16 protein-coding genes and 1 pseudogene are annotated in these 20746 nt (G+C 35.3%); 16 read left to right on the forward strand and 1 reads right to left on the reverse strand.

What is annotated here, in order from left to right; translation table 11 throughout:
* From ABJE44_RS19520 to ABJE44_RS19595, 16 genes and pseudogenes are all read left to right on the forward strand, one after another.
* Positions 1-177 (forward strand): annotated as a pseudogene (locus ABJE44_RS19520) (4-hydroxyphenylpyruvate dioxygenase); the annotation flags it as partial.
* A gap of 132 nt (positions 178-309) precedes the next feature.
* Positions 310-1023, forward strand: coding sequence for a hypothetical protein (locus ABJE44_RS19525; RefSeq protein ID WP_348112986.1), 714 nt, complete (start codon positions 310-312; stop codon positions 1021-1023).
* A 306-nt stretch (positions 1024-1329) separates the two neighbouring features.
* Positions 1330-4017, forward strand: a complete 2688-nt coding sequence (locus tag ABJE44_RS19530; protein ID WP_348112987.1) for an AMP-binding protein — start codon at positions 1330-1332, stop codon at positions 4015-4017.
* Positions 4018-4336: 319 nt separating this feature from the next.
* Positions 4337-5341 (forward strand): NAD-dependent epimerase, encoded by a 1005-nt coding sequence (locus ABJE44_RS19535; protein ID WP_348112988.1) that lies wholly within the window; start codon positions 4337-4339, stop codon positions 5339-5341.
* 602 nt (positions 5342-5943) lie between these two features.
* Entirely contained in the window at positions 5944-6684 is a 741-nt protein-coding gene (locus tag ABJE44_RS19540) for an O-antigen ligase family protein (protein WP_348112989.1), read from the forward strand.
* On the forward strand, positions 6681-8144 hold the full coding sequence (locus tag ABJE44_RS19545) for an oligosaccharide flippase family protein (RefSeq protein WP_348112990.1): 1464 nt from the start codon (positions 6681-6683) through the stop codon (positions 8142-8144). The genes ABJE44_RS19540 and ABJE44_RS19545 overlap by 4 nt, the downstream gene beginning before the upstream one ends.
* 22 nt (positions 8145-8166) lie before the next feature.
* Entirely contained in the window at positions 8167-8925 is a 759-nt protein-coding gene (locus ABJE44_RS19550; RefSeq protein WP_348112992.1) for a sulfotransferase, read from the forward strand.
* Between the two features lie 66 nt (positions 8926-8991).
* The gene (locus ABJE44_RS19555) at positions 8992-10131 is read left to right on the forward strand and encodes a glycosyltransferase (RefSeq protein WP_348112993.1); all 1140 of its coding nucleotides are present in this window, start codon (positions 8992-8994) and stop codon (positions 10129-10131) included.
* Complete coding sequence (locus tag ABJE44_RS19560; protein WP_348112994.1) at positions 10128-11222, forward strand: glycosyltransferase; 1095 nt, start codon at positions 10128-10130, stop codon at positions 11220-11222. The genes ABJE44_RS19555 and ABJE44_RS19560 overlap by 4 nt, the downstream gene beginning before the upstream one ends.
* A 31-nt stretch (positions 11223-11253) precedes the next feature.
* Complete coding sequence (locus tag ABJE44_RS19565) at positions 11254-12240, forward strand: sulfotransferase (RefSeq protein WP_348112995.1); 987 nt, start codon at positions 11254-11256, stop codon at positions 12238-12240.
* Positions 12209-13318, forward strand: a complete 1110-nt coding sequence (locus ABJE44_RS19570) for a glycosyltransferase family 4 protein (RefSeq protein ID WP_348112996.1) — start codon at positions 12209-12211, stop codon at positions 13316-13318. Before ABJE44_RS19565 ends, ABJE44_RS19570 begins: the two co-directional genes overlap by 32 nt.
* An 18-nt stretch (positions 13319-13336) precedes the next feature.
* Entirely contained in the window at positions 13337-15331 is a 1995-nt protein-coding gene (locus ABJE44_RS19575) for an alginate lyase family protein (protein ID WP_348112997.1), read from the forward strand.
* Positions 15332-15353: 22 nt separating this feature from the next.
* The gene (locus ABJE44_RS19580; protein ID WP_348112998.1) at positions 15354-16667 is read left to right on the forward strand and encodes a UDP-glucose/GDP-mannose dehydrogenase family protein; all 1314 of its coding nucleotides are present in this window, start codon (positions 15354-15356) and stop codon (positions 16665-16667) included.
* The gene (locus tag ABJE44_RS19585) at positions 16651-17841 is read left to right on the forward strand and encodes a glycosyltransferase family 4 protein (protein ID WP_348112999.1); all 1191 of its coding nucleotides are present in this window, start codon (positions 16651-16653) and stop codon (positions 17839-17841) included. Before ABJE44_RS19580 ends, ABJE44_RS19585 begins: the two co-directional genes overlap by 17 nt.
* Before the next feature lie 113 nt (positions 17842-17954).
* Positions 17955-19067 carry an acyltransferase gene (locus tag ABJE44_RS19590; protein ID WP_348113000.1) on the forward strand — a complete coding sequence of 371 codons (1113 nt, stop codon included), beginning with the start codon at positions 17955-17957 and terminating at the stop codon, positions 19065-19067.
* A gap of 16 nt (positions 19068-19083) precedes the next feature.
* A complete protein-coding gene (locus ABJE44_RS19595; protein WP_348113001.1) occupies positions 19084-20196 on the forward strand; it encodes an acyltransferase in 1113 nt (370 codons plus the stop codon).
* 145 nt (positions 20197-20341) lie between these two features.
* Here the strand turns inward: ABJE44_RS19595 and ABJE44_RS19600 are convergent.
* On the reverse strand, positions 20342-20746 hold a 405-nt coding region (locus ABJE44_RS19600; RefSeq protein WP_348120888.1), incomplete at its 5' end, for a hypothetical protein.

Consider the following 20746-nt stretch of genomic DNA (forward strand, 5'->3'; position numbering starts at 1 on the left):
GATGGGGGTGAAAAACAAGGGGGCGGATATCTATTACAAATATTTACCAAAAATAGTATAGGTCCTATCTTTTTCGAGTATATACAGCGAAAAGGCAATAAGGGGTTTGGAGAAGGAAATTTTCAAGCCCTATTCGAGTCTATTGAGCTTGATCAAGAACGGAGGGGCGTGATTTGATTTTCTGCTTTATTCTTTTAATTAAAAAATAGTTGTATACACAGATAGTTAAAATATAAGCTAAATCAAGAATAAAGCTCTAAAGATATACTTTCAAAAAAATAGCACGCAATTTAAAAAAGGAGTAAAAACATGTCAGGGATAATCAAAGAGCTTGAAATCTCCCCTAGGGCCATATTCCAATTACTTATCTCTACCTTGATGATTATAATTGTCCTAATGGGGTTTGCTCCATCTCTTTACAGTGCATTAAGTGGTGAGTTTAATACAAAGCTTCTCATTCATACTCATGCATTACTATTCTTAAGCTGGATGTTTTTTTACACTTTACAAGCAGTTCTCCCAGCCATAGGCAAGTTGGAACTCCATATAAAGTTAGGGAAATTTGGTCTTCCCCTTGCCCTTATTTTAACTATAAATGGCCTTTTCGTTACTTTTGTTATCTTCTCTAAATTTGTTCTTAGAGGAGATGTTGAAGTTGCACGCTTTTTTTTAATACAACCTTTAACCGATATGGTGGTATTTCCACTTTTAGTAATCGCCGCAATATGTTTTCGAAAAAAGCCAGAAACCCATAAGCGCTTAATGTTGTTAGCAACACTAATGCTAACAATAGCAGCAATAGTAAGAATTCATTATTTAACCATTCCAGGTATAAAATTTGTAATATGGACGTTACCAGTTCTAATATCTATGGCTTATGATTATTATAAGAAAAGGATTATTCACCAAGTATATATATTTGGTTTAATATTATTTGTTCTAATTTATGCGAGAACTCGAATACTAAACGATACAGTGGCTTGGACATATTTCACAGACCTAATGATAGCATTGGTAACCTGATCCCAGTTTCAAGAGTACCTCCATCTAGAATAGATAGATTCAGCAATCTGCAAAGTATCATTTAAGATACACTTATATAGCTATGAAGACCTCCTTTCTATTTAAAATAATATTAAGATGAACTTATATAATTTTATAACCTTTCGGCTTAGCTCAAGGAATAGACTGTGATGATGAATTTTAAGCAAAAGTGCTTTAAATTAAGGCAATTCCGCTTGCCAGTATTTAACTATGTAATGTACTATCAACAATCAAAAAATTTTGTTAATGGGTATATCTGCAGCTCTATTTTTTTAGGGCAATCTTATGAACGCTAATATCTCAGTTGCAAATAACATACACACAAAGGTAAGTCTGAACTCATATAATACATTTACTGAATTGAGTGAAATTGACATTGACCACGGGAAGTATTTTAGTATGACTGGTCATGAACAGCTAGTAATAGAGCGAATTACAACTTTAGCATCAAAGTATGCTGAAGAAATAGCAATTGACGCAAGTTCAAAAAAGCTTACTTATAGAGAGTATTTTCACAACGCAGTATCCTTATGCAACCTTTTAAAAACTTTTAAGGTAGCGACTAATGATAGGGTTATAGTTTTTCTAGATCCATCTGAGCATATTCCAATTTCGCTATTGGCTATCTTAATGTCTGGAGCTACTTATGTCCCATTAGATGTTACTTGGCCACAAGAAAGAATTAGCGCCATTTTAGATGATGTTTGCCCTAAAGCAATTTTAACCCAGAATAATTATAAGCATCAATTTCAGCATTTAACAAACGTTAATATTGTTGATCTGGATTTTGCGGGTGAATTTGCCATTGAAACTGTCACAAAGCCAATACACACAAAAGCAGACTTAGCTGACGTTGCTTTAATATTTTATACTTCTGGCTCTACAGGAATGCCTAAAGGCGTAAAACTCACTTACGGCAACTTGCAAAGTTATATAGAAAGCTCACAAGAGACTTATAAGTTCAACAATTCAGATACTCACCTGTCTATAGCTAAAAACTCATTTAGTATTAGTATTTTCGATTTATTGGTACCTTTTTATTGTGGAGGTAGCCTTAAGATCAAGCCTCGCCAACTGTTACTTAATCCTGACTCATTATCTGAGCTTGTTAAAGACTCGACCTGCTTTCATATGGGACCTGCACTGTTAGAGTCTTTAATTTACCATGCAGAAAGTATAGGACTCTCATATCCTAATATCCGCCATATATCTAGTGGCGGAGATATGATTCCTTCTTCATTATTGGAAAGAAGTAAAACTGTTTTTCCCAATTCAGAGATTTGGGTTATTTATGGGTGTACTGAAATAGCGTGCATGGGGGCAACTTGGCAAGTAGATAGAAACTCAGTAACCAATGTCACCTATGTAGGTAAGTCATTTAAACACTCAAATATACTTCTACTAGATGAAACTCTTACGCCAGTATCAACCGGAGAATTAGGTGAAGTTTATTTTACTGGCGATGGAGTAACTCCAGGTTATCTTAATAGAAAAGAGTTAAACCAAACAAAATTTATACACATTGATAACAGTCGTTATTATGCTACAGGCGATTTCGGTGTTATAGACGAAACAGGAAATCTTCAACTTAAAGGCCGAAAAGATTTTCAAATCAAAGTAAATGGCATCCGCATCGAAACAGAAGAAATAGAGCACCATCTAAACAATATAACGTGTATTGAAAAGAGCATAGTAATTGGTGCAAAAGATATCAAGGAAGATGTAAAGATAGTAGCCTTTGTAAAAAAACAAGAAGGTACAGAAAACTTTAATGAAAACACTGTTAAACAAGAACTAGCGGTATCTTTACCAGACTATATGGTCCCAAATAAAATTTACCCAATAGATAAGTTCCCTCTTAATACAAACGGTAAATTAGATAGAAATGAGTTGATATCAATAGCAGAGAAAAGTCTGACAGACAACCAATCAAGTATTTCAGATAAAGACGAAGTAGCGAAAAAACTTGAAAAGCTTTGGTTCAGCACAGGCTTATCTGGAACGATTCATTATGACAGCAATTTTTTTGACATGGGTGGCGATAGCTTAAGTGCAGTACAACTTGTGTACTCGCTAAACTCTAACTTTGGAATAGACTGTGATTTTGAGTTTATTTATACAAACCCAAACTTTAATAGCCAACTCAATACAATAAAATCAGGGCATGTAGAAGCAGTTCGTCCCCCCGACACGCTAGTTGAACCATTAGATGATAAACAAAATAGCTCTGCTAAATCTGTATTTATCACGCCAGGGTTGTATGGACATGTTGTTACATTTCATAATTTTGGAAAACGTTTATCTGACAAGTGGAAAGCATATGGTTTGCTCTGCCCAAATTACGAAGGTGAAACAGAATCATCAATAGAAGAGATTGCAAACCGCTTAGCAAACGACATAATAAAAACACAACCAGAAGGGCCATACTATCTTTCTGGCCACTCTTCTGGGGCTATTGTTAGTCTTGAGATAGCCCGAAAGCTTCAAACCCTAGGGAAAAAAGCCTATGTAGTAATGATTGAAGCTAGGCTATTTGATAAAGCTCCTCGAAAGCCACTACGTAAAGTGTTTATGATTTATCTTAAAAATAAATCTAGGTTGTATTTAGAGCGACTATTAATTAATAAAAGCAGTAATAACCTAACCAACCAACAAGATCCCAATAACAGAGCGGATCAAAAAAGGTTGCTGTCTTTACCTAAATTAAAAGGGGCGTTTACTTTTTCCAAAGCGCAGGTAGAAAGATACAAAATCACCCCTTGTGACATAGATACCATTTTAATTAAAGGTAAACAGAACATATGGTGGGATGCCTTAAGAGAATGGCCTGATGACTATGGACTCAGCGAGTATGTTAACTTAATTGGTACTTTATATAGTAAAGGAGAACACGTTAGCATTGTAATGGAACGGGAAAATCATGACGAACTAGCGCAAGTGCTGGAAGAAAGTTTATCAATGTTTGATTCGTAATAGTTTAGAAAAGCCATATTTGATATCTATTAAATTAATTTAAATCCTGCGCCTCAAATAACACAAATAGGTATCAAAATTGCTTTAAATATTTGAAAGTTATGTAACATAGTTACATAAAGATTTATGGCAGAAATTCAGCCTAGCTTTACATACATTCTAGCCAAAGAGTTGATAGGTAGATATACTCTTCGGAAAAAGCTTTAGGTGATTTATTTTTCACCTGTTGATAACTATTAATATAGGAATTTCACTACAAGCAAGTTTAGTTTTTACCTAATTGGTTAGCATCGACCAAATATATTACGGAGAATTTATAGTGAAATATCTTATAACTGGAGCTGCAGGCTTTATTGGGAACTTTGTAGCTGAAAGGCTATGTGAACTTGGCCATCAAGTCGTGGGACTGGATAACTTAAATGATTATTATGACCCCAAGTTAAAATACGCACGATTAGATAGATTAAAAGCTTTTGACAACTTTGTTTTTATAAAGCTAGATTTAGCAGACAGAGAAGAAATGTCACTTTTGTTTGCTAATGAAAAATTCGATAGAGTTATCCACCTTGCAGCACAAGCTGGTGTGCGATACTCGATAGAAAATCCTTTTGCTTACATAGACTCTAACATTGTTGGCATGATGTCCATTCTCGAAGGGTGCCGTCATAATAATGTAAAACATTTGATTTATGCATCCTCTAGCTCCGTATATGGCGCTAACAAAAAAATCCCATTTTCCACCGAAGATAATGTTGATTTTCCAGTTTCACTTTATGCGGCAACCAAAAAGTCAAATGAATTAATGGCCCACACATACAGCCACTTGTATTCAATCCCCACTACTGGATTAAGATTTTTCACTGTGTATGGGCCTTGGGGAAGACCTGATATGGCGCCTTTTCTATTTACAGATGCAGTTGCAAATGATCGTTCAATAAAAGTATTTAACAATGGGAAAATGCAACGAGACTTTACATATATCGACGATATTGTTGAGGGTATTATTCGCATTCAAGATGTTGTTCCCTCTGTAAACAATACAGAATCTAACAAAAAAGATGATGAACAAGTTGGGTCACCACTATATAAGGTCTACAACATCGGCAACAATCAACCTGTCGAATTGGAACAATTTATTAAATGTATTGAAAATGCGTTAGATAAGAAAGCAACAAAAAACTACCTCCCCATGCAAGATGGTGATGTAGTTAGAACCTTTGCTGACGTAACAGAGTTAGAAAAAGCCATAAACTTCAAACCAAAAACAGATTTACAATATGGTATTAACAATTTTGTGGCTTGGTATAAAGAATGGAAAATGTGATTAACAAACGCCACTCTAGTAACTTGCTTTATTGTTTGTTTAATCATACTGCACTCATATTAATGATTCTGATTATACCTTTTTCTGGTACAGAACTATTAGGCAGTAACTTATTGGGCATTTCTGGTGCAAAACCAATCAACCTAATTGGAGTTTTGTTATTTTGTACTTGGATATTAAAAGGGGCTGAGTTTATAAATTTTACGAGCAAAATTAGGGCAAAGGCCTTTGTCCTATTTTGCGCTTATCTGATTATATTTTCATTGGAGTTTTTTCGTTCTTATCTAAACTTAGGTGTATTATTAGTCAGAAATATAGACGCGTTTGGTGACTTTGGCACTTCAAAATTCGGCTACATTTTATCCTACTATGTTAGAGCAATATTTACAGTTTTTAGTTTTTTTTACATCATAAATCACATTAAAAATACTAAGCAAATTGAAACTATAGCCAACATTATCCTATTCAGTATTTTCATATTTTCTTTATTTACACTACTAATAAGCTTCGACCTAGTGATCAGTGGTGCGCCTAGGTCTGCCATCAGGGAAAGCTTTCAACTAACTTTCAACTTCCATTACAATACAGTCGGAACACTAATTATGTTAGGCATTCCTCTAGCACTGTCCCGCAGTTTATCATATGGAAAAGGCTGGTATATTGTGTTTGGTACCATACTAATAGCACTATTGTTCACACAATCTCGAGGGGCGATTTTGGGCGGGTTAGCTGGGGTGTTCGCATTCTTCTTTTTTCAAAGAAAAATAAGTATCCCAATGCTTTTATCTATTATCTTTTTAGGGTTACTCGGGTATCTGTTATCTGATTATATTATACCGCTATTTTCAAGAGGCTTAGAATCAGGTAATTTATCAGAAATTAGCTCAGGTAGGATAGATTCCATGTGGATACCATTGATTGAGGAGTTGATGGCAGAACCCCAAAAACTATTATTTGGGTTAGGAATGTTTGGCATGATCATGTCTGATTCATATGTAACCAACTTTAACTTTTTTCAAGCCACTCATGCACACAATGCATATTTAAACCTGCTAGCTGATGCAGGGTTAATTGTGTTGACTCTCTTTTTAATATTATTTTACTACTCAGCTAAAAAGGCCTTTAAGTACTCTAAAAAGTTAAATGAACCGACTTATAATGCGCTGTTTAGCTGCGCCGTAGCTTATGCCGTATCGGCACTAACAGGCAGGCAATGGTTTCCTATAGTTGACAATATGCTTTTATACCCAGTAATAGCATTACTTGTGGCATATGTAATTTGCTATCGAAAATTGAAACGCGATACAAACTCAGGCTTAACTAAAGAAGCGGCATTTACATGAAAATTAATGTCCCAAAATCTGTAGGCTCAATAGCTAAGTTGCTTTCCACCAAGGTTTTTACTAAAGCAATGGGCGTAATAGTGCTAGCTATTTACACCCGTTTGTTAACAAAGGACGAATTGGTTGTCATTCCACTGTTTTTTATGCTGACCTCCATAGCAGCAATTCCCCTAAATTTTGGTATTTATCCTATTTTAGTTAAAAAACTACCGCTAATGCTTAAGAATGACATTAGTGAAGGCAAAAAGCTATTTTGGACCTGTGCTTCTTTCCTTTCAGTGGGAGGACTAATCGTAAGTGTTTTAATATATCTATTTAGTGATTTTTTAGCAGAATTATTACTCAACAGCAATGAACAAAAAATAATCATAGAGCTCACTTCAATAGCATGTTTTCTATTCGTAATAGAATCTATTGCTGATAGGTTATTATGGGCTACGGAGAGATTCGGAAAAACTGCTAGAATACAATTAACCATAGCGATAGTCCGGCCGATAATTACTATTTCATGTTACTTTTCATTCGGACTGATGGGCCTTGTAGGAGGCTTGGTATTATCCCAGTTGCTAACGACCTTACTTTCCACATATTATTTAAGAGACTATTTATTTAAAGAAAAACCTCAATTTCTTGCTTTACCTCCAGTATTAAAAGAATCACTACCTTTTTACGCCGAAAGCTTTCTGATGTATTTCAGAAGAGAAGGCGACAATTGGTTTGTAACTGTAGTTTTAGGCCCAAGCAGTCTATCAATTTATTATGTAGCAAAAACAGTATATACCGCCTTTAACGCTATTTATGACGCCATAGACAGAGTTATAGTTACCCGCTACGCAAAAGAGTTTGAGAATAAAGATTTTAAAAATACAATTCAGAAAACCAATGATTATTTAGTTCAAATAATCATTCCATTTATTTTTATATCTATCACATTTTTACCCGTGGCTATTTTATTAGTGGGTGGTAACGAATTCGCAGGAGCTATTTATCCCGCATCTATTTTACTGCTAGCCTTATTAATAAGTATCATGAGAATACCTCTAAATCGAGCTATGTTTGTTGCGACAAAATCAAAGTTTCGCTTATATATGACGCTAACAGAATCAATCTTTTTAGGCTTATCATTGGCATTACTAGCGCCCTATTATGGAATTGCAGGTATAGCAATTTCCAGAGTAATAGCACAAATAGGTGGAGCGGCATATGGGGTAATTATGGTGGGACATATACTAAATATTTACTTACGCTATAAGTTATTTTTCACCGTTTTAATATTATCTACATTATCATTTAGCCTAGTTTATTTTAGTGCTAATGCCATTTTCGCTGCTAATAGTAATATTTTAATAGTTGCTATCTATGGGTTAATCTGCTGGCTACTTTCATACGGTGTATTGAGTTTTCTATTTAATAAAGACCTTCCTAAAACTATATATAGTTTAATAAATAAGAATGTTTAGGTAAGTAATAAGGAGTATTAATATGATATATATCGTTTTAGGTATGCATAAATCAGGCACAACATTAATTTCTCGAATACTACACGAATCGGGAATAAATATGGGCGAATTTGATGCCTCGGTTTCTTACGATAAAGGGAATCAATACGAACGAGAAGAGTTTCAGATTATAAATAAAGAAATTCTAAAGTGCGGAAATGCTCACAGTACTGACGTAATTGAACCACTAAAAGGGTCATACTTAAATGACGAGTTTACTGGCTCTATAAATGCCATAGAGAAACAGCTAAATGTCGAATATGATAATTGGGGCTTTAAAGACCCCCGAACCTGTTTGACATACTCTTTTTGGAATACTAATTTACCTGACCATCAACTTATCTACGTATTTCGTTCTCCTATTGAAATTTGGAATCATTACAGAAAGAAAATTCCGAAATATAGAATGTTAAAGAGATTTATAGCAAGCTATAAAGCCGTTAAAGCTTGGTACATCTATAATAACGAAGCTTTTAACATAGTAGCCGATAGCAGTAAGAAGCAATATTTAATCGAATACAGCGAGTTTATGAATTCAAAACAATCTATTGAGAAGCTATCAGAGTTTATTGGTGTAACACTAAAAGATTCTCGTGATCCAAACTTATACAGAGCCAAAAGCACTGCAGGTATAGGTTATAAATTCTACATTTTTGTCGCAAAGTATCTGTTTGGTAAAGACATTGATAAGTTATTTGATAACCTAAGCAAGCTTCAAAATAATAAAGGTCAAAGTCTTTAGGTTATATGAAGTAATTATGGTCTCTTAATTAATCACAATTATTATAATTTTAGGGAGGCTTTATATATGAAGCTTGTTTTTTTCGACTTTACAATTCCTTATTTACTCAAAGATAGCCAATACCCTGTTGGAGGGTTCGCGGTTCAATTGAGTAGTTGGTTAAAAGGCCTACCCTCTATAGGTTCACAGGTGGGGGTATTAACTTGGAAAGGAGCAAAAAATTACGTCGACCAAGAACACAGTTTTGACCTGCTTGATACCTACGACCCCAAAAAAGGTATAAAAATTGCTAAGTATTTTTATTATTACATTCCTACATTAATAAAAGTTACCAAAAAGTATAATCCAGATGTAGTAATTCAAGCTTGTTCTGGCGTCAACACCGGAATTCTAGCGTTTGTTTGTAGTTATCTAAATATACCTTTTGTATATAGAGTAGCGAATGATATGGATGTAGATGGTAGGTGTAACGATAGGTTAAAGGCATACGAACAAAAGGGATACTATTATGGGTTGAGGAAATCATCAGCCATTTTATGTCAAAATACGTATCAATATGACTGTTTGAAAGAACTGTATCCCAATAAACCAATGTATGTTTTACATAACCCATTTGATACATCTAAAGTTCTCGAAATTACTAAGAATAGACAGAACAGGTCTTATATTGCTTGGGTTGGAGTGTTTAGCAAGCAAAAAAATATACCTTTGCTTTTAGATATCGCTCGCCAAGTGCCTAATGTAACTTTTAAGATAGCAGGAATGCCAGCAAAAGATTTAGACACAGACTCACTGCTTGCAATAAAAGAATTAGAAAAATTACCCAATGTAGAATTTGCTGGTTATATAAAAAGAGAAAATATTCATACTTTTTTAGACTCTGCAGTGGCATTGCTGAGCACTTCGCATTATGAAGGCTTTTCCAATACTTTTTTAGAAGCTTTAGCAACGGGAGTGCCGGTTATCGCGCCCAAAAGAATAGATCCAGACATGATAGTATCTAAAAACAAACTTGGTTTAACAACGGATGACGATAACCAATTAAAGGACTTGATTACAGAGATGGTTAGTAAAAAAGAACATGATTACCAAAGCTTATCCAGTAGATGCAAAGCATTTCTTCTTGATAACTTTACGCCTGAAGCTAAATCAAAAGAATTAGTCACCTTTCTAAATGACACACTTTTTCAAGGTGAAAAGAAATGAAAGTATTAATATTCGTAGCGTCCCTTCGTTCGGGCGGTGCTGAGAGACAAACAGTAGAGTTAATTAAAGGCCTAGCAAACGATAAGGATATTGAAATAGAGCTGGTTTCTATGTCTGAAGAAACACACTATTCCGAAATATTTGAGCTAAACATAAAAACCCATTATCTAGTAAGACGCTCACGATTTGACGTAAGTATATTTTGGAGATTTTTTCAATTAGTAAAGACGATAAAGCCTGATGTAATTCATAGCTGGAACTCAATGTGTTCGATTTATACGGTACCTACGGTTTTTTTTCAAAACATCAAATTTATCAATGGATTTCTACGAGGAGCTCCACCTACTCTCCCAAGATTTAAACAGGAATGGATAAGAGTGAAATTAACGTTTCCGTTCTCAGATATTATTTTATCGAATTCTAAGGCCGGTCTTGTATCTTACAGCGTGCCAGAAAGTAAGGCTAAGTTTGTACATAATGGATTTGACCTAACTAGAGTAGAGAATTTAGTGAAACCTGAAGATGTAAAAACTGAGTTTCAACTGGAAAATGATATTGTAGTCTCCATGATTGCTAGTTTCTCACAAAATAAAGATTTCGAGACATTCATTAAAGTAGCAATAAAAGTATTATCAACTCGGAATGATGTAACATTTTTACTAATTGGTGACGGAAAAAACTTAACTCCGTGTAAAGGCCTAGTGCCAAAAGATTTACAAGAAAAAATAAAATTTTTAGGTAAACAAAAAAATGTAGAGAGAATCATACAAATTTCAGATATTGGTGTTTTACTTTCTACGCACATCCATGGAGAAGGTATTTCAAATTCAATTATGGAGTTTATGGCCCTAGGCAAACCCGTACTTGCCTCCAATAGTGGGGGTAATAATGAAATAGTAGACGATGGTAAAACTGGGATTATTTGTAAAGTAGAAGATTTCGACTCTGCCTATAAAGGATTAGACGAATTGCTCACTGACCCAGATAAAAGAATTGAATACGGAAACCTAGGTAAAAAAATATTGTTTGAAAAATTTAACCTTGGACAAATGGTAGAAAACTATAGAGTCCTCTACAGCAGTTTAAAATAAAATTAGAGCATTGACTAAATTGGGAGTTCAAATGAAAAACGTAAATGCTCCAATTTTTATAATTGGAATGCCGAGGAGCGGCACTAAGTTATTGAGAAGCCTTTTGGTTAATCACGATGACATATTTATTCCTAGCATCGAAACTGAGTGTTTACCATCATGGACTTCAAAATACTCTGAGGTCAACTTTTCCGATAAGGGCGAGTTTTCACAGTTTTATGATGAAGTCACTAAATCTATTTACTTTAGCCATCAACACAGGCATGGCAAACAAATAATAGATAAATCTATTTGGTTTGAACGTAGTAAAGGGGGTGACATATCTAAAGTATTCGAAGAACTAATCAAGCACGATACAGCTTGGACAGAAGGCAAAATATGGGGGGATAAGTCCCCATCTTATATCAATCATGTTACAACAATTCGCCAATGCTTCCCGAACGCGAGAATCATTCTAATTGTGCGAGATGTTCGTGATTATTGTCTTTCTATAAACAAAGCATGGGGTAAAAACATATACCGAGCAGCTCAGCGTTGGTATGACTCCCATAAAAAGGTACTTCCTCAAGTTTCAGCATTGGGGCATGAGGGCTTAACCATTAAGTATGAAGACTTGACTCAGGACCCTCAAAAGCAACTTGAAAAAATCTGTAACTTTATAGGTATAGAATTCAATAGCAAATTGCTATCTGTTACTAACTCTACTGAAAATTTAGGAAGTGCAAAGGGAGCGACAACTATTCTTTCAGACAATCAGTCAAAGTGGAAAAAATTATTAACTTCCAATGAGATTTATAAAATAGAGTCCTATTCATGGCCTATTTTAGAAGAGTTTCAATACGAAATAACTCATGAATTTAATAAGGTCAGTAAAATTTCAATGGTAAAAACATACTATTACAAATTGGCAGATGGATATAACTTGCTAATGACTAATCGAGAAAAAGGTATTCTCTGGAATCTACGGGTTTATCTTAGAAACATGATTGACCGCATTAATATTAAACAAAAAAAATGACATTTTATTTATGACTAAAAAATCTGTTCTTATGATCGGAACTTCTTTCGGAACAATGGGTGGTATAAGTACCGTTGTGAATGCCTATAGAGAAGCTGGTTTATTCAATTTGTGTAATATTACTTATATTGCAACACATAGCGATGGCTCTAAATTTAAGAAACTTAAATTGGCTTTGTTTTCATATTTAAGTTTTATATTAGCAATGTTGTCATTTAAGTATGACATAATCCATGTCCACGTATCGTCAAGAGCTAGCTTTTGGCGTAAATCAGTATTCATTACGATTGGAAAATTATTATTTAGAAAGAAAATTGTTTTTCACCTTCATGGATCTGAGTTCAAGGTGTTTTTCGATGAAGAGCTCACAGGTTTAAAAAAAACAATTGCATTAAAAATCATCAACATGCCTGATTTAATCATTACGCTTTCAGAGTCTTGGAAAACATGGGTTGAGAACACTGTCGCCAGCCCAAGAGTGATTTTTATACACAACAGTATATGTCCAATCACCACAAATAAGGTAGTCACTAAAAAAAGGCTGCAATTGCTATTTTTAGGGCGTATCGGTGAACGAAAAGGCGCGTTTGATATAATTGAAGCGTTGGCGAAAGATAATTTAAAGAATTGTAATTTCGAGCTCTTGATGGGTGGTGATGGCGATTTAGAATCAGCTAAATCCCTTGTCAACAAGTACAATTTACAAGAAAAAATCAAATTTATTGGTTGGGTAAGAGGAGAACAAAAACTCAAGCTACTGCAAGAGTCAGCCATTTTTCTTTTGCCCTCATATAATGAGGGCATGCCAATGAGCTTACTTGAAGCACTTGCCAGCGGCCTTCCAATAATAGCATCGACTGTAGGAGGCATACCTCAACAAGTATCCGATGGAAGTGAGGGTTTTTTAGTGGAAGCCGGCGATATTGATTTACTTAACTTGAGAATACACGAATTACTCAATAATGATGATTTACAAGATAGAATGGCTCATGCATGTATAGAGAAATTTAATAGTCAGTTTTCTACTAGTGTTGTCCTACCCCAGTTAGAAAAAGTATACCTAGAACTTAGACGTTGATTAAAGAGGGAGTGAAGTATGGCAAATGAACTAAGTTGGTATATAAACCGCTTAAGCTGCATGTCTGTTGGTGAAGTAATTTATAGAACTAAAACAAAACTATTTACGACTATAGAAAAAAGGAAGCCGAGTGCTGAAGTCGTTATTTCAGATGAACAAATCAATGCAATAACTCTAAAATTTTTACCTCACATGGCATCTCAAAAATTGCCAGAAGGTAACCCTGATGTTTTAAAAGTTGCTGATAATGCTGTAGCAGGAAAGTTACAGGTATTCACAGAAGTTTTAAAATTTGATTCAACACCAAGCTGGAATATGGACCCTAAGACAGGTGTGAAATCTCCAATGATTTACGGAAAAACATTAAATTATAGAGATGAATCCTTAGTAGGTGACATTAAGTACCTTTGGGAGCCGAGCAGACATTTACATTTTCCTAACTTAGCCTTCGCATATAAACATACTCAAGATAAAAAATATTTAAGTTGCTTATATGAGCATATGCGCTCGTGGATTGATGAGTGCCCTCACCTAATGGGCCCCCATTGGATTAGCTCTTTAGAGTTGGGCATAAGATTAATAAACTGGGCGTTAACATGGAGTATTTTAGGTGAGCAATTACAAGATTTGTTTGACTTACCAAATGGGAAGCAGCTACAAAAAGACTGGTTAAAAGTCATTAAACAACATGTTGAGTTTATTGATGGGCACTATTCAAGATACTCTTCAGCAAACAATCACTTAATTGGTGAAGCTGCGGGGGTTTATATTGGTTCAATGGTCTGGCCCTTAGATGAAAAAATGACCCAAAGTGGTGCGAAGGCCAAAACAATACTAGAGCAAGAGGCCATCACTCAAAATTATAGTGATGGAGTAAATAAAGAGCAGGCTATTTCTTATCAGCAGTTTGTTCTTGATTTTTTACTTATGCCTTATCTAATCGGCCAAAGCTACAATGATCATTTTTCTTCTCAGTACCTCAAAAACATCGAAAATATGATGAATTACCTTGCTGCACTTATGGACATCAAGGGTAATATCCCCATGATTGGAGATGCTGATGACGGCTATGTTTTCCGCTTTGAAGGTAAAGCAGCACATTGCCCCTACAAATCTCTGCTAGCTACTGGCGCAGTTCTTTTTAATAGCCCGCTATTAAAGAGCAAAGTGGAAGCCTTCGATAGTCGCTCTTGGTTGCTATTCGGAGATGTAGGCCTCAAATCATTTAATTCTCTTGAAACCTCTACTACAGCGTTTCCTATTAAAACTGCTTTCAAAGAAGGGGGGTACTATATTATTGGCGATAAGTTAGGTACTAAGGATGAATACAGAATGGTCATGGATATAGGGCCATTAGGTTATGGTGGCATTGCCGCACATGGCCATGCTGACAGCTTATCTTTGTATTTATCAGTACAAGGTAAAGAGTTTCTTATTGACCCGGGCACTTACGCCTATCACACAGAAAAAAAATGGCGAGATTATTTTAAAGGTACGTCTTCACATAATACTCTAAGGGTTGATGCTAAGGACCAATCCGTCAGTGGAGGTAACTTCATGTGGGTTAAAAAAGCCACCTCCACCTTGCTAAAGCATGAAGAGCAAATAAACTCCATCGAATTATCAGGCAAACATAATGGCTATGCAAGCGGGAAAAAACCTGTAGGGCACGAAAGACAACTTGTTTTAGATAAACAAAAATCTGAGTACTTGGTGACAGATAAAGTAACTTGTCGTAACGATCACATTGTGGAACAGTTTTGGCATATAAATGAGCATTGCGAAGTGATAGAGCTAGCTAGAAACTTATTTGAAATTTCAAATGGAGACCAGAAGATATCATTAAAGCTTGATGATGCATTTGACGTAAAAATTGAAAAAGCAAATGGTGACTTACCCCTTGGATGGGCTTCTAGAGCATTCGACTTAAAAGTACCAAGCTACACAATAGTGGGTACCTCCAAGGTAAACAACGATAAAGATTTCACAACTTGTATTAAAGTAAAAATTTAATTTTTAATTAGGGAACAGAATTATGAAAATTAGCATATTTGGTCTAGGTTATGTAGGCGCTGTATCAGCAGCCTGCTTAGCAAAAGAAGGACATTCAGTTATTGGTGTTGATCCAAACGCAACAAAAATCTCTCTTATAAACCAAGGCAAGACTCCTATCATAGAGAAAGACCTTGAAGACCTGATGACAGCTGCAGTAGAGAAGAACTTACTAAGAGCGACAAGTGATGTAGCCGATGCGATAGCTTCAAGTAGCGTATCTCTAATATGCGTAGGTACTCCTAGCCAGTTGAATGGTAGCTTAGATCTAAAATATGTAAGAAACGTATGTGAAGAAATTGGGGAAGCCTTAAGTAAGAAGACAACGTATCACGTAGTAGTTGTGCGCAGTACTATGCTACCAGGAACCATGGAAAACGTAGTAATCCCAACTCTTGAAGCAGCTTCTGGCAAAAAGATTGGTGTGGATTTTGGCGTATGTATTAACCCTGAATTTTTACGAGAAAGTACAGCTGTTTACGATTATTTCAATCCACCCAAAACTGTAATTGGCGAAACCGACGTTAAAAGTGGCGATATTATGGTCGAGTTATTTGGTCATTTTGATGCGCCTCTCATCCGAGTAGATGTATCGACAGCTGAAATGGTTAAGTATACAGATAACGTTTGGCATGCCGTGAAAGTATCTTTTGCAAATGAAATCGGAAATATCTGTAAAGGTGTAAATATAGATAGCCACACGGTTATGAATATATTTTGTCAAGATACCAAGTTAAATATATCCCCCTATTATATGAAGCCAGGCTTCGCTTTTGGTGGTTCATGTTTACCTAAAGATGTAAGAGCTTTGCAATATAAAGCTAAAAGCTTGGACTTAGATTTGCCTTTAATCGGTTCATTATTAGACACCAATAATAACCAAATCGCTCACGGTTATGACTTAGTCACTAAGCAGGGTAATAGAAAAATATCTATCCTTGGTTTCAGCTTTAAAGCTGGTACAGATGATCTTCGTGAAAGTCCAATTGTTGAATTGATAGAAAAATTAATAGGTAAAGGCTACGACTTAAAACTTTACGATAATAGTGTAAATATCGCAAAGCTAACTGGGGCTAACAAAGACTATATTCTTAATGCCATACCTCATATCTCAAATCTAATGGTAGATAGTATGGAAGAAGCTGTTACACACGGTGAAACCATAGTCATAGGTAACAAATCTGCAGAGTTTAAAGACATACTAGATAAAATTACGGAAAAGCAAGTTGTAGTTGACCTTGTAAGAATTGTGGACTCAAAGAGCGAAGAAGGGAAATACGATGGCATCTGCTGGTAAGAAAAAGAAAATACTAATAATAGTAGAAAACTTACCATCTCCTTTCGACAGAAGAGTATGGCAAGAGGCTACTACCTTAGTAGATAATGGACACCAAGTGTCTATTATCTGCCCAACAGGGAAAGGTTACGATAAAAAGTATGAAGTTATAGATGGCATTCACATTTATCGTCATAACCTCCCCTTTGAAGCTGATGGGGCATTAGGTTATCTTGCTGAGTACTCTGTTGCACTGTTTTGGGAATTTTACCTTTCGTTTAAAGTTTTATTTACCAGAGGCTTTGACGTCATCCATGGTTGTAATCCACCTGACTTAATCTTTTTAGTGGGAGGTTTCTTCAAACTTTTTGGTAAAAAGTTTGTATTCGACCATCATGATATTAATCCAGAACTGTATGAAGCAAAATTCGACCGTCGTGATATTTTTTATAAAATGATGGTGTTGTTTGAAAAGCTAACTTTTAAAACAGCCAATATGTCAATTGCTACTAACGAATCTTACAAAAAAATAGCCATAGAGCGTGGCGGTATGAACTCAGATAAAGTTCATATTATCAGAAGTGGTCCTAAATTAGATAGACTAAAGATTATCCCACCTGTAGAAGCATTAAAAAAGGGTAAAGACTATCTAGTTGGCTATGTAGGCGTAATAGGTAAACAAGAGGGTGTTGACCACCTTTTACGTGCAGTTAGTTATATAGTTACCGAGAAAAAGCGACATGATGTTCACTTTATTATTGTAGGTAGTGGTACTGAGCTCGATGCATTGAAAAAATACGCCAAAGAGTTATCCATAGAAGACTATGTGACCTTTACTGGAAGAGTACCCGATCAAGACTTGCTAGAAAGTTTAAATACTGCCGATGTATGTGTTAACCCAGATATAGCGAATGAAATGAACGATAAGTCAACCATGAATAAAATAATGGAGTACATGGCCTTAGCAAAGCCAATAGTACAATATGATTTAATCGAAGGTCGATTCTCTGCTCAGAAAGCATCTTTATATGCAGAGAAAAATAACGAAAAAGACCTAGCAGATAAAATACTATATCTTCTAGATAACCCTGAGCTAAGGAAGGAAATGGGTGAATTTGGCCGTAATAGAGTAGTCAATGAACTCGAATGGGAATACGAAGCTCCAAAATTAATTGCTGCTTACGATAGCCTGTAGTGCACCAAAGCTTTATCATTTTATAAATGATAAAGCTTTCATAATTTATGATTCATTCCATAATTGGCTAACTGCTGATATTAACAAGCCTATTAGTAAAGGGAATATATAATATGATACACATGGAAATATCTGACAAGCAATTTCAAATGGACTCTCTAGATGGCCTTAGAGGCTTCGCTGCACTTTTAGTAGTTTTTAGCCATACTAGTAATCAAGGTGCTTTTTTTCTGCCTTTACTTGATTTAAGTGGAGTTGGAAAATCAGGTGTTTTTTTATTTTTTCTGTTGAGTTCATTTTTACTGACTTTACCCTTACTACGTAAGGGTAAAGATATTTTTACTTTCCCTGTGATGTCTCATTATTGGCAGAGAAGGTTTTTTCGCATATACCCCCTTTATACTTTGTACTTATTGTTAGGGGTAGTGAGCACTTGGATTTTAGTCACCTTTATTGGTAAAAGTGGCAGAGGTATTCCTTTTGAATTAACTTGGTTTGAGTTTCTTAAACACCTAGCTTTGCTTGAAGGCAAAGGGGTTACTTGGAGTATTGCAGTAGAATTTAAGTTTTATTTTATTCTCCCGATACTAATTTTAGTAATTGTCTATATACGTCAATTTGGAACGGCAGCAATTGTAAGCTTATTAACATTTTTAATGATTGCTTCGCAAATAATATCTCCCCAGTCTGAGTCTCTTACCAATGATGCTCGCCTACTTCCTTATATGCCTATATTTATTCTAGGTATTTTTATTGCTGTGCTTCATGAACACATTAACAAAAATAAGCCTAACCACAAAGTAATGATGACATTAAAGTGGTTAGGATTTATCGGAGTTATTGGTGTCATAATTATGACGCCAGTTATTTATTCAAAAATCACTGGCGTAAGCGTTCCTAAAAACTACTTTCATAAACAGTTTATTGCCTATTCTATATTTTGGTCATTTATTATTCTTTCCGCTGTAAATATTGATGGAATAATACAAAAATTATTTTCGATAAAAATACTTAGGTTCTACGGTACCCTAAGCTTTAGCCTTTACCTCTTTCACCCAGTTTATATATCCTTATTAATGAGGCTTAATCTAAATAGTTATCTAGCTGCTTGGTTAGTTCTTTTAAGTTCAACTATTACTGCCTATTTAACTTTTGTAATTTTAGAAAAACCAATCTCTAGATATAAATTAAAATTTAAGTCAGACCCAAGCCAAGTTAAGCTATAAAGGATTAAATTAAAGTATGAGTAAAAAAGAAGCACCTAATTATAAAATGGAACCTAAACTGCATAAAACCTTTTATATACCATCTTTAAATGGAATCAGAGCATTAGCCTTTATATTGGTTTACTTAAGTCATGTGGGGCTGGGGCACATTATTCCAGGCGGCTTTGGGGTCACAGTCTTCTTTTTTCTTAGTGGCTACTTAATTACCACTTTACTTAGAATGGAATACGAAAAAACATCAAGTATTAGTCTCAAACATTTTTACTTAAGGCGTACCTATAGAATATTTCCTCCAATGTACATCACCCTTTTTGTTGGGGTGCTGTTTTCTATAGTAGGTCTATCTTCAAAAGAGTTTGATACTGCTGGGCTGATTGCTCAGATGCTACACTTTACCAACTATTACTTAATATTAGTGGGATCTGACGGCCTAGTTCCATCAACTTCAATATATTGGTCATTAGCAATAGAAGAGCACTTTTATCTAGTATTCCCTTTAGCGTTACTTTCTTTGATAAAAGGAAGAAGTTATCAGTCTATCGCTGCGGTTCTCACTTGTTTATGCGTACTAGTCTTGGTTTGGCGTTGTATTTTAGTAATGGTGTTCGACGTTGGCCATGACTATATTTACCATGCCTCTGATACTCGCCTAGACTCATTAATTTTTGGGTGTATACTGGGGCTTTGGGGTAACCCAATGCTTGAAAAAAACAGTTTCTTAGATCAGCAAGGCAGCACTTTAAAAATGTCTCTAATAATATTAACGTGCTGTGGGGCAATTTTGTTTTGTTTTCTGTTTAGAAATGAAGTGTTTAGAGAAACTTTTCGCTATTCAATACAAGGAATAGCACTTTTTCCGCTATTCTATTATGCAATTAAACAAAGTCATTGGAAAATTTTTTCTATATTAGAATACGCCCCCATAAAATGGATAGGAATTTTATCTTATACACTGTACCTATCACACCTTTTGGCGTTGAGCCTTGCTGGGTCCATTCTTTGGGATAACCCCTCCCCTATTCTAAAGGCATGTATAGCTTTTTTAATAGCATTACTATTTTCTGTGGTAATGTATAAATTTGTTGAAAAACCATTTGCACGGTTAAGAAAAAGATTACATGACTCATAATGATTTAGGTTAACTTACGACTCAACAAAATCTACTAAAAGCAATACTACAAATACTTTGGAGTCATCCGGCAGTATAGTTAATTAACTATACTGCTTTAATTTGCCTCAAATCATGTCTTCTTAACTTTGGTTATTAGAGTTAATTACACTAACTTTTTAAACACTCTCTGTGAAATAAACAACCGAGAAGTTAACATCAGCAGAAATAACAATGTCACTACATTAAAGCTTCCGCCAGCACTTTCACTTGATGTTGTAGCTTGCTCTGGAATTACAGTAGCTTCAGGAGTCACCTCCTCTTCCTCTACTGCTTCTTCCTCTACTGCTTCTTCCTCTATAGTTTCCTCCTCTACTGTGTCTTCATCCTCAGTCTCCGGCACAACGGGTCCTGGCGACGCTGGTGCCGCAACAGTTGGTGCTTCTGGCTTTTCCTCAATAACCTCTGAATCCGCCGGCACTGGGTCGGTGGTGTCTGACTCTGAATCCGTTGGCTCTGGGTCGGTGGTGCCTGACTCTGAATCCGTTGGCTCTGGGTCGGTGGTGCCTGA

The organism is Paraglaciecola sp., assembly GCF_039942875.1.
Taxonomy (GTDB): domain Bacteria; phylum Pseudomonadota; class Gammaproteobacteria; order Enterobacterales; family Alteromonadaceae; genus Paraglaciecola.

Bases quoted from the DNA above. Each gene is read 5' to 3' on its own strand.
- ABJE44_RS19590 (WP_348113000.1), top strand. From the start codon at position 17,955: ATGATACACATGGAAATATCTGACAAGCAATTTCAAATGGACTCTCTA.
- ABJE44_RS19530 (WP_348112987.1), top strand. From the start codon at position 1,330: ATGAACGCTAATATCTCAGTTGCAAATAACATACACACAAAGGTAAGT.
- ABJE44_RS19595 (WP_348113001.1), top strand. From the start codon at position 19,084: ATGAGTAAAAAAGAAGCACCTAATTATAAAATGGAACCTAAACTGCAT.
- ABJE44_RS19585 (WP_348112999.1), top strand. From the start codon at position 16,651: ATGGCATCTGCTGGTAAGAAAAAGAAAATACTAATAATAGTAGAAAAC.
- ABJE44_RS19550 (WP_348112992.1), top strand. From the start codon at position 8,167: ATGATATATATCGTTTTAGGTATGCATAAATCAGGCACAACATTAATT.
- ABJE44_RS19575 (WP_348112997.1), top strand. From the start codon at position 13,337: ATGGCAAATGAACTAAGTTGGTATATAAACCGCTTAAGCTGCATGTCT.
- ABJE44_RS19555 (WP_348112993.1), top strand. From the start codon at position 8,992: ATGAAGCTTGTTTTTTTCGACTTTACAATTCCTTATTTACTCAAAGAT.
- ABJE44_RS19545 (WP_348112990.1), top strand. From the start codon at position 6,681: ATGAAAATTAATGTCCCAAAATCTGTAGGCTCAATAGCTAAGTTGCTT.
- ABJE44_RS19525 (WP_348112986.1), top strand. From the start codon at position 310: ATGTCAGGGATAATCAAAGAGCTTGAAATCTCCCCTAGGGCCATATTC.
- ABJE44_RS19565 (WP_348112995.1), top strand. From the start codon at position 11,254: ATGAAAAACGTAAATGCTCCAATTTTTATAATTGGAATGCCGAGGAGC.
- ABJE44_RS19580 (WP_348112998.1), top strand. From the start codon at position 15,354: ATGAAAATTAGCATATTTGGTCTAGGTTATGTAGGCGCTGTATCAGCA.
- ABJE44_RS19540 (WP_348112989.1), top strand. From the start codon at position 5,944: ATGTTAGGCATTCCTCTAGCACTGTCCCGCAGTTTATCATATGGAAAA.
- ABJE44_RS19560 (WP_348112994.1), top strand. From the start codon at position 10,128: ATGAAAGTATTAATATTCGTAGCGTCCCTTCGTTCGGGCGGTGCTGAG.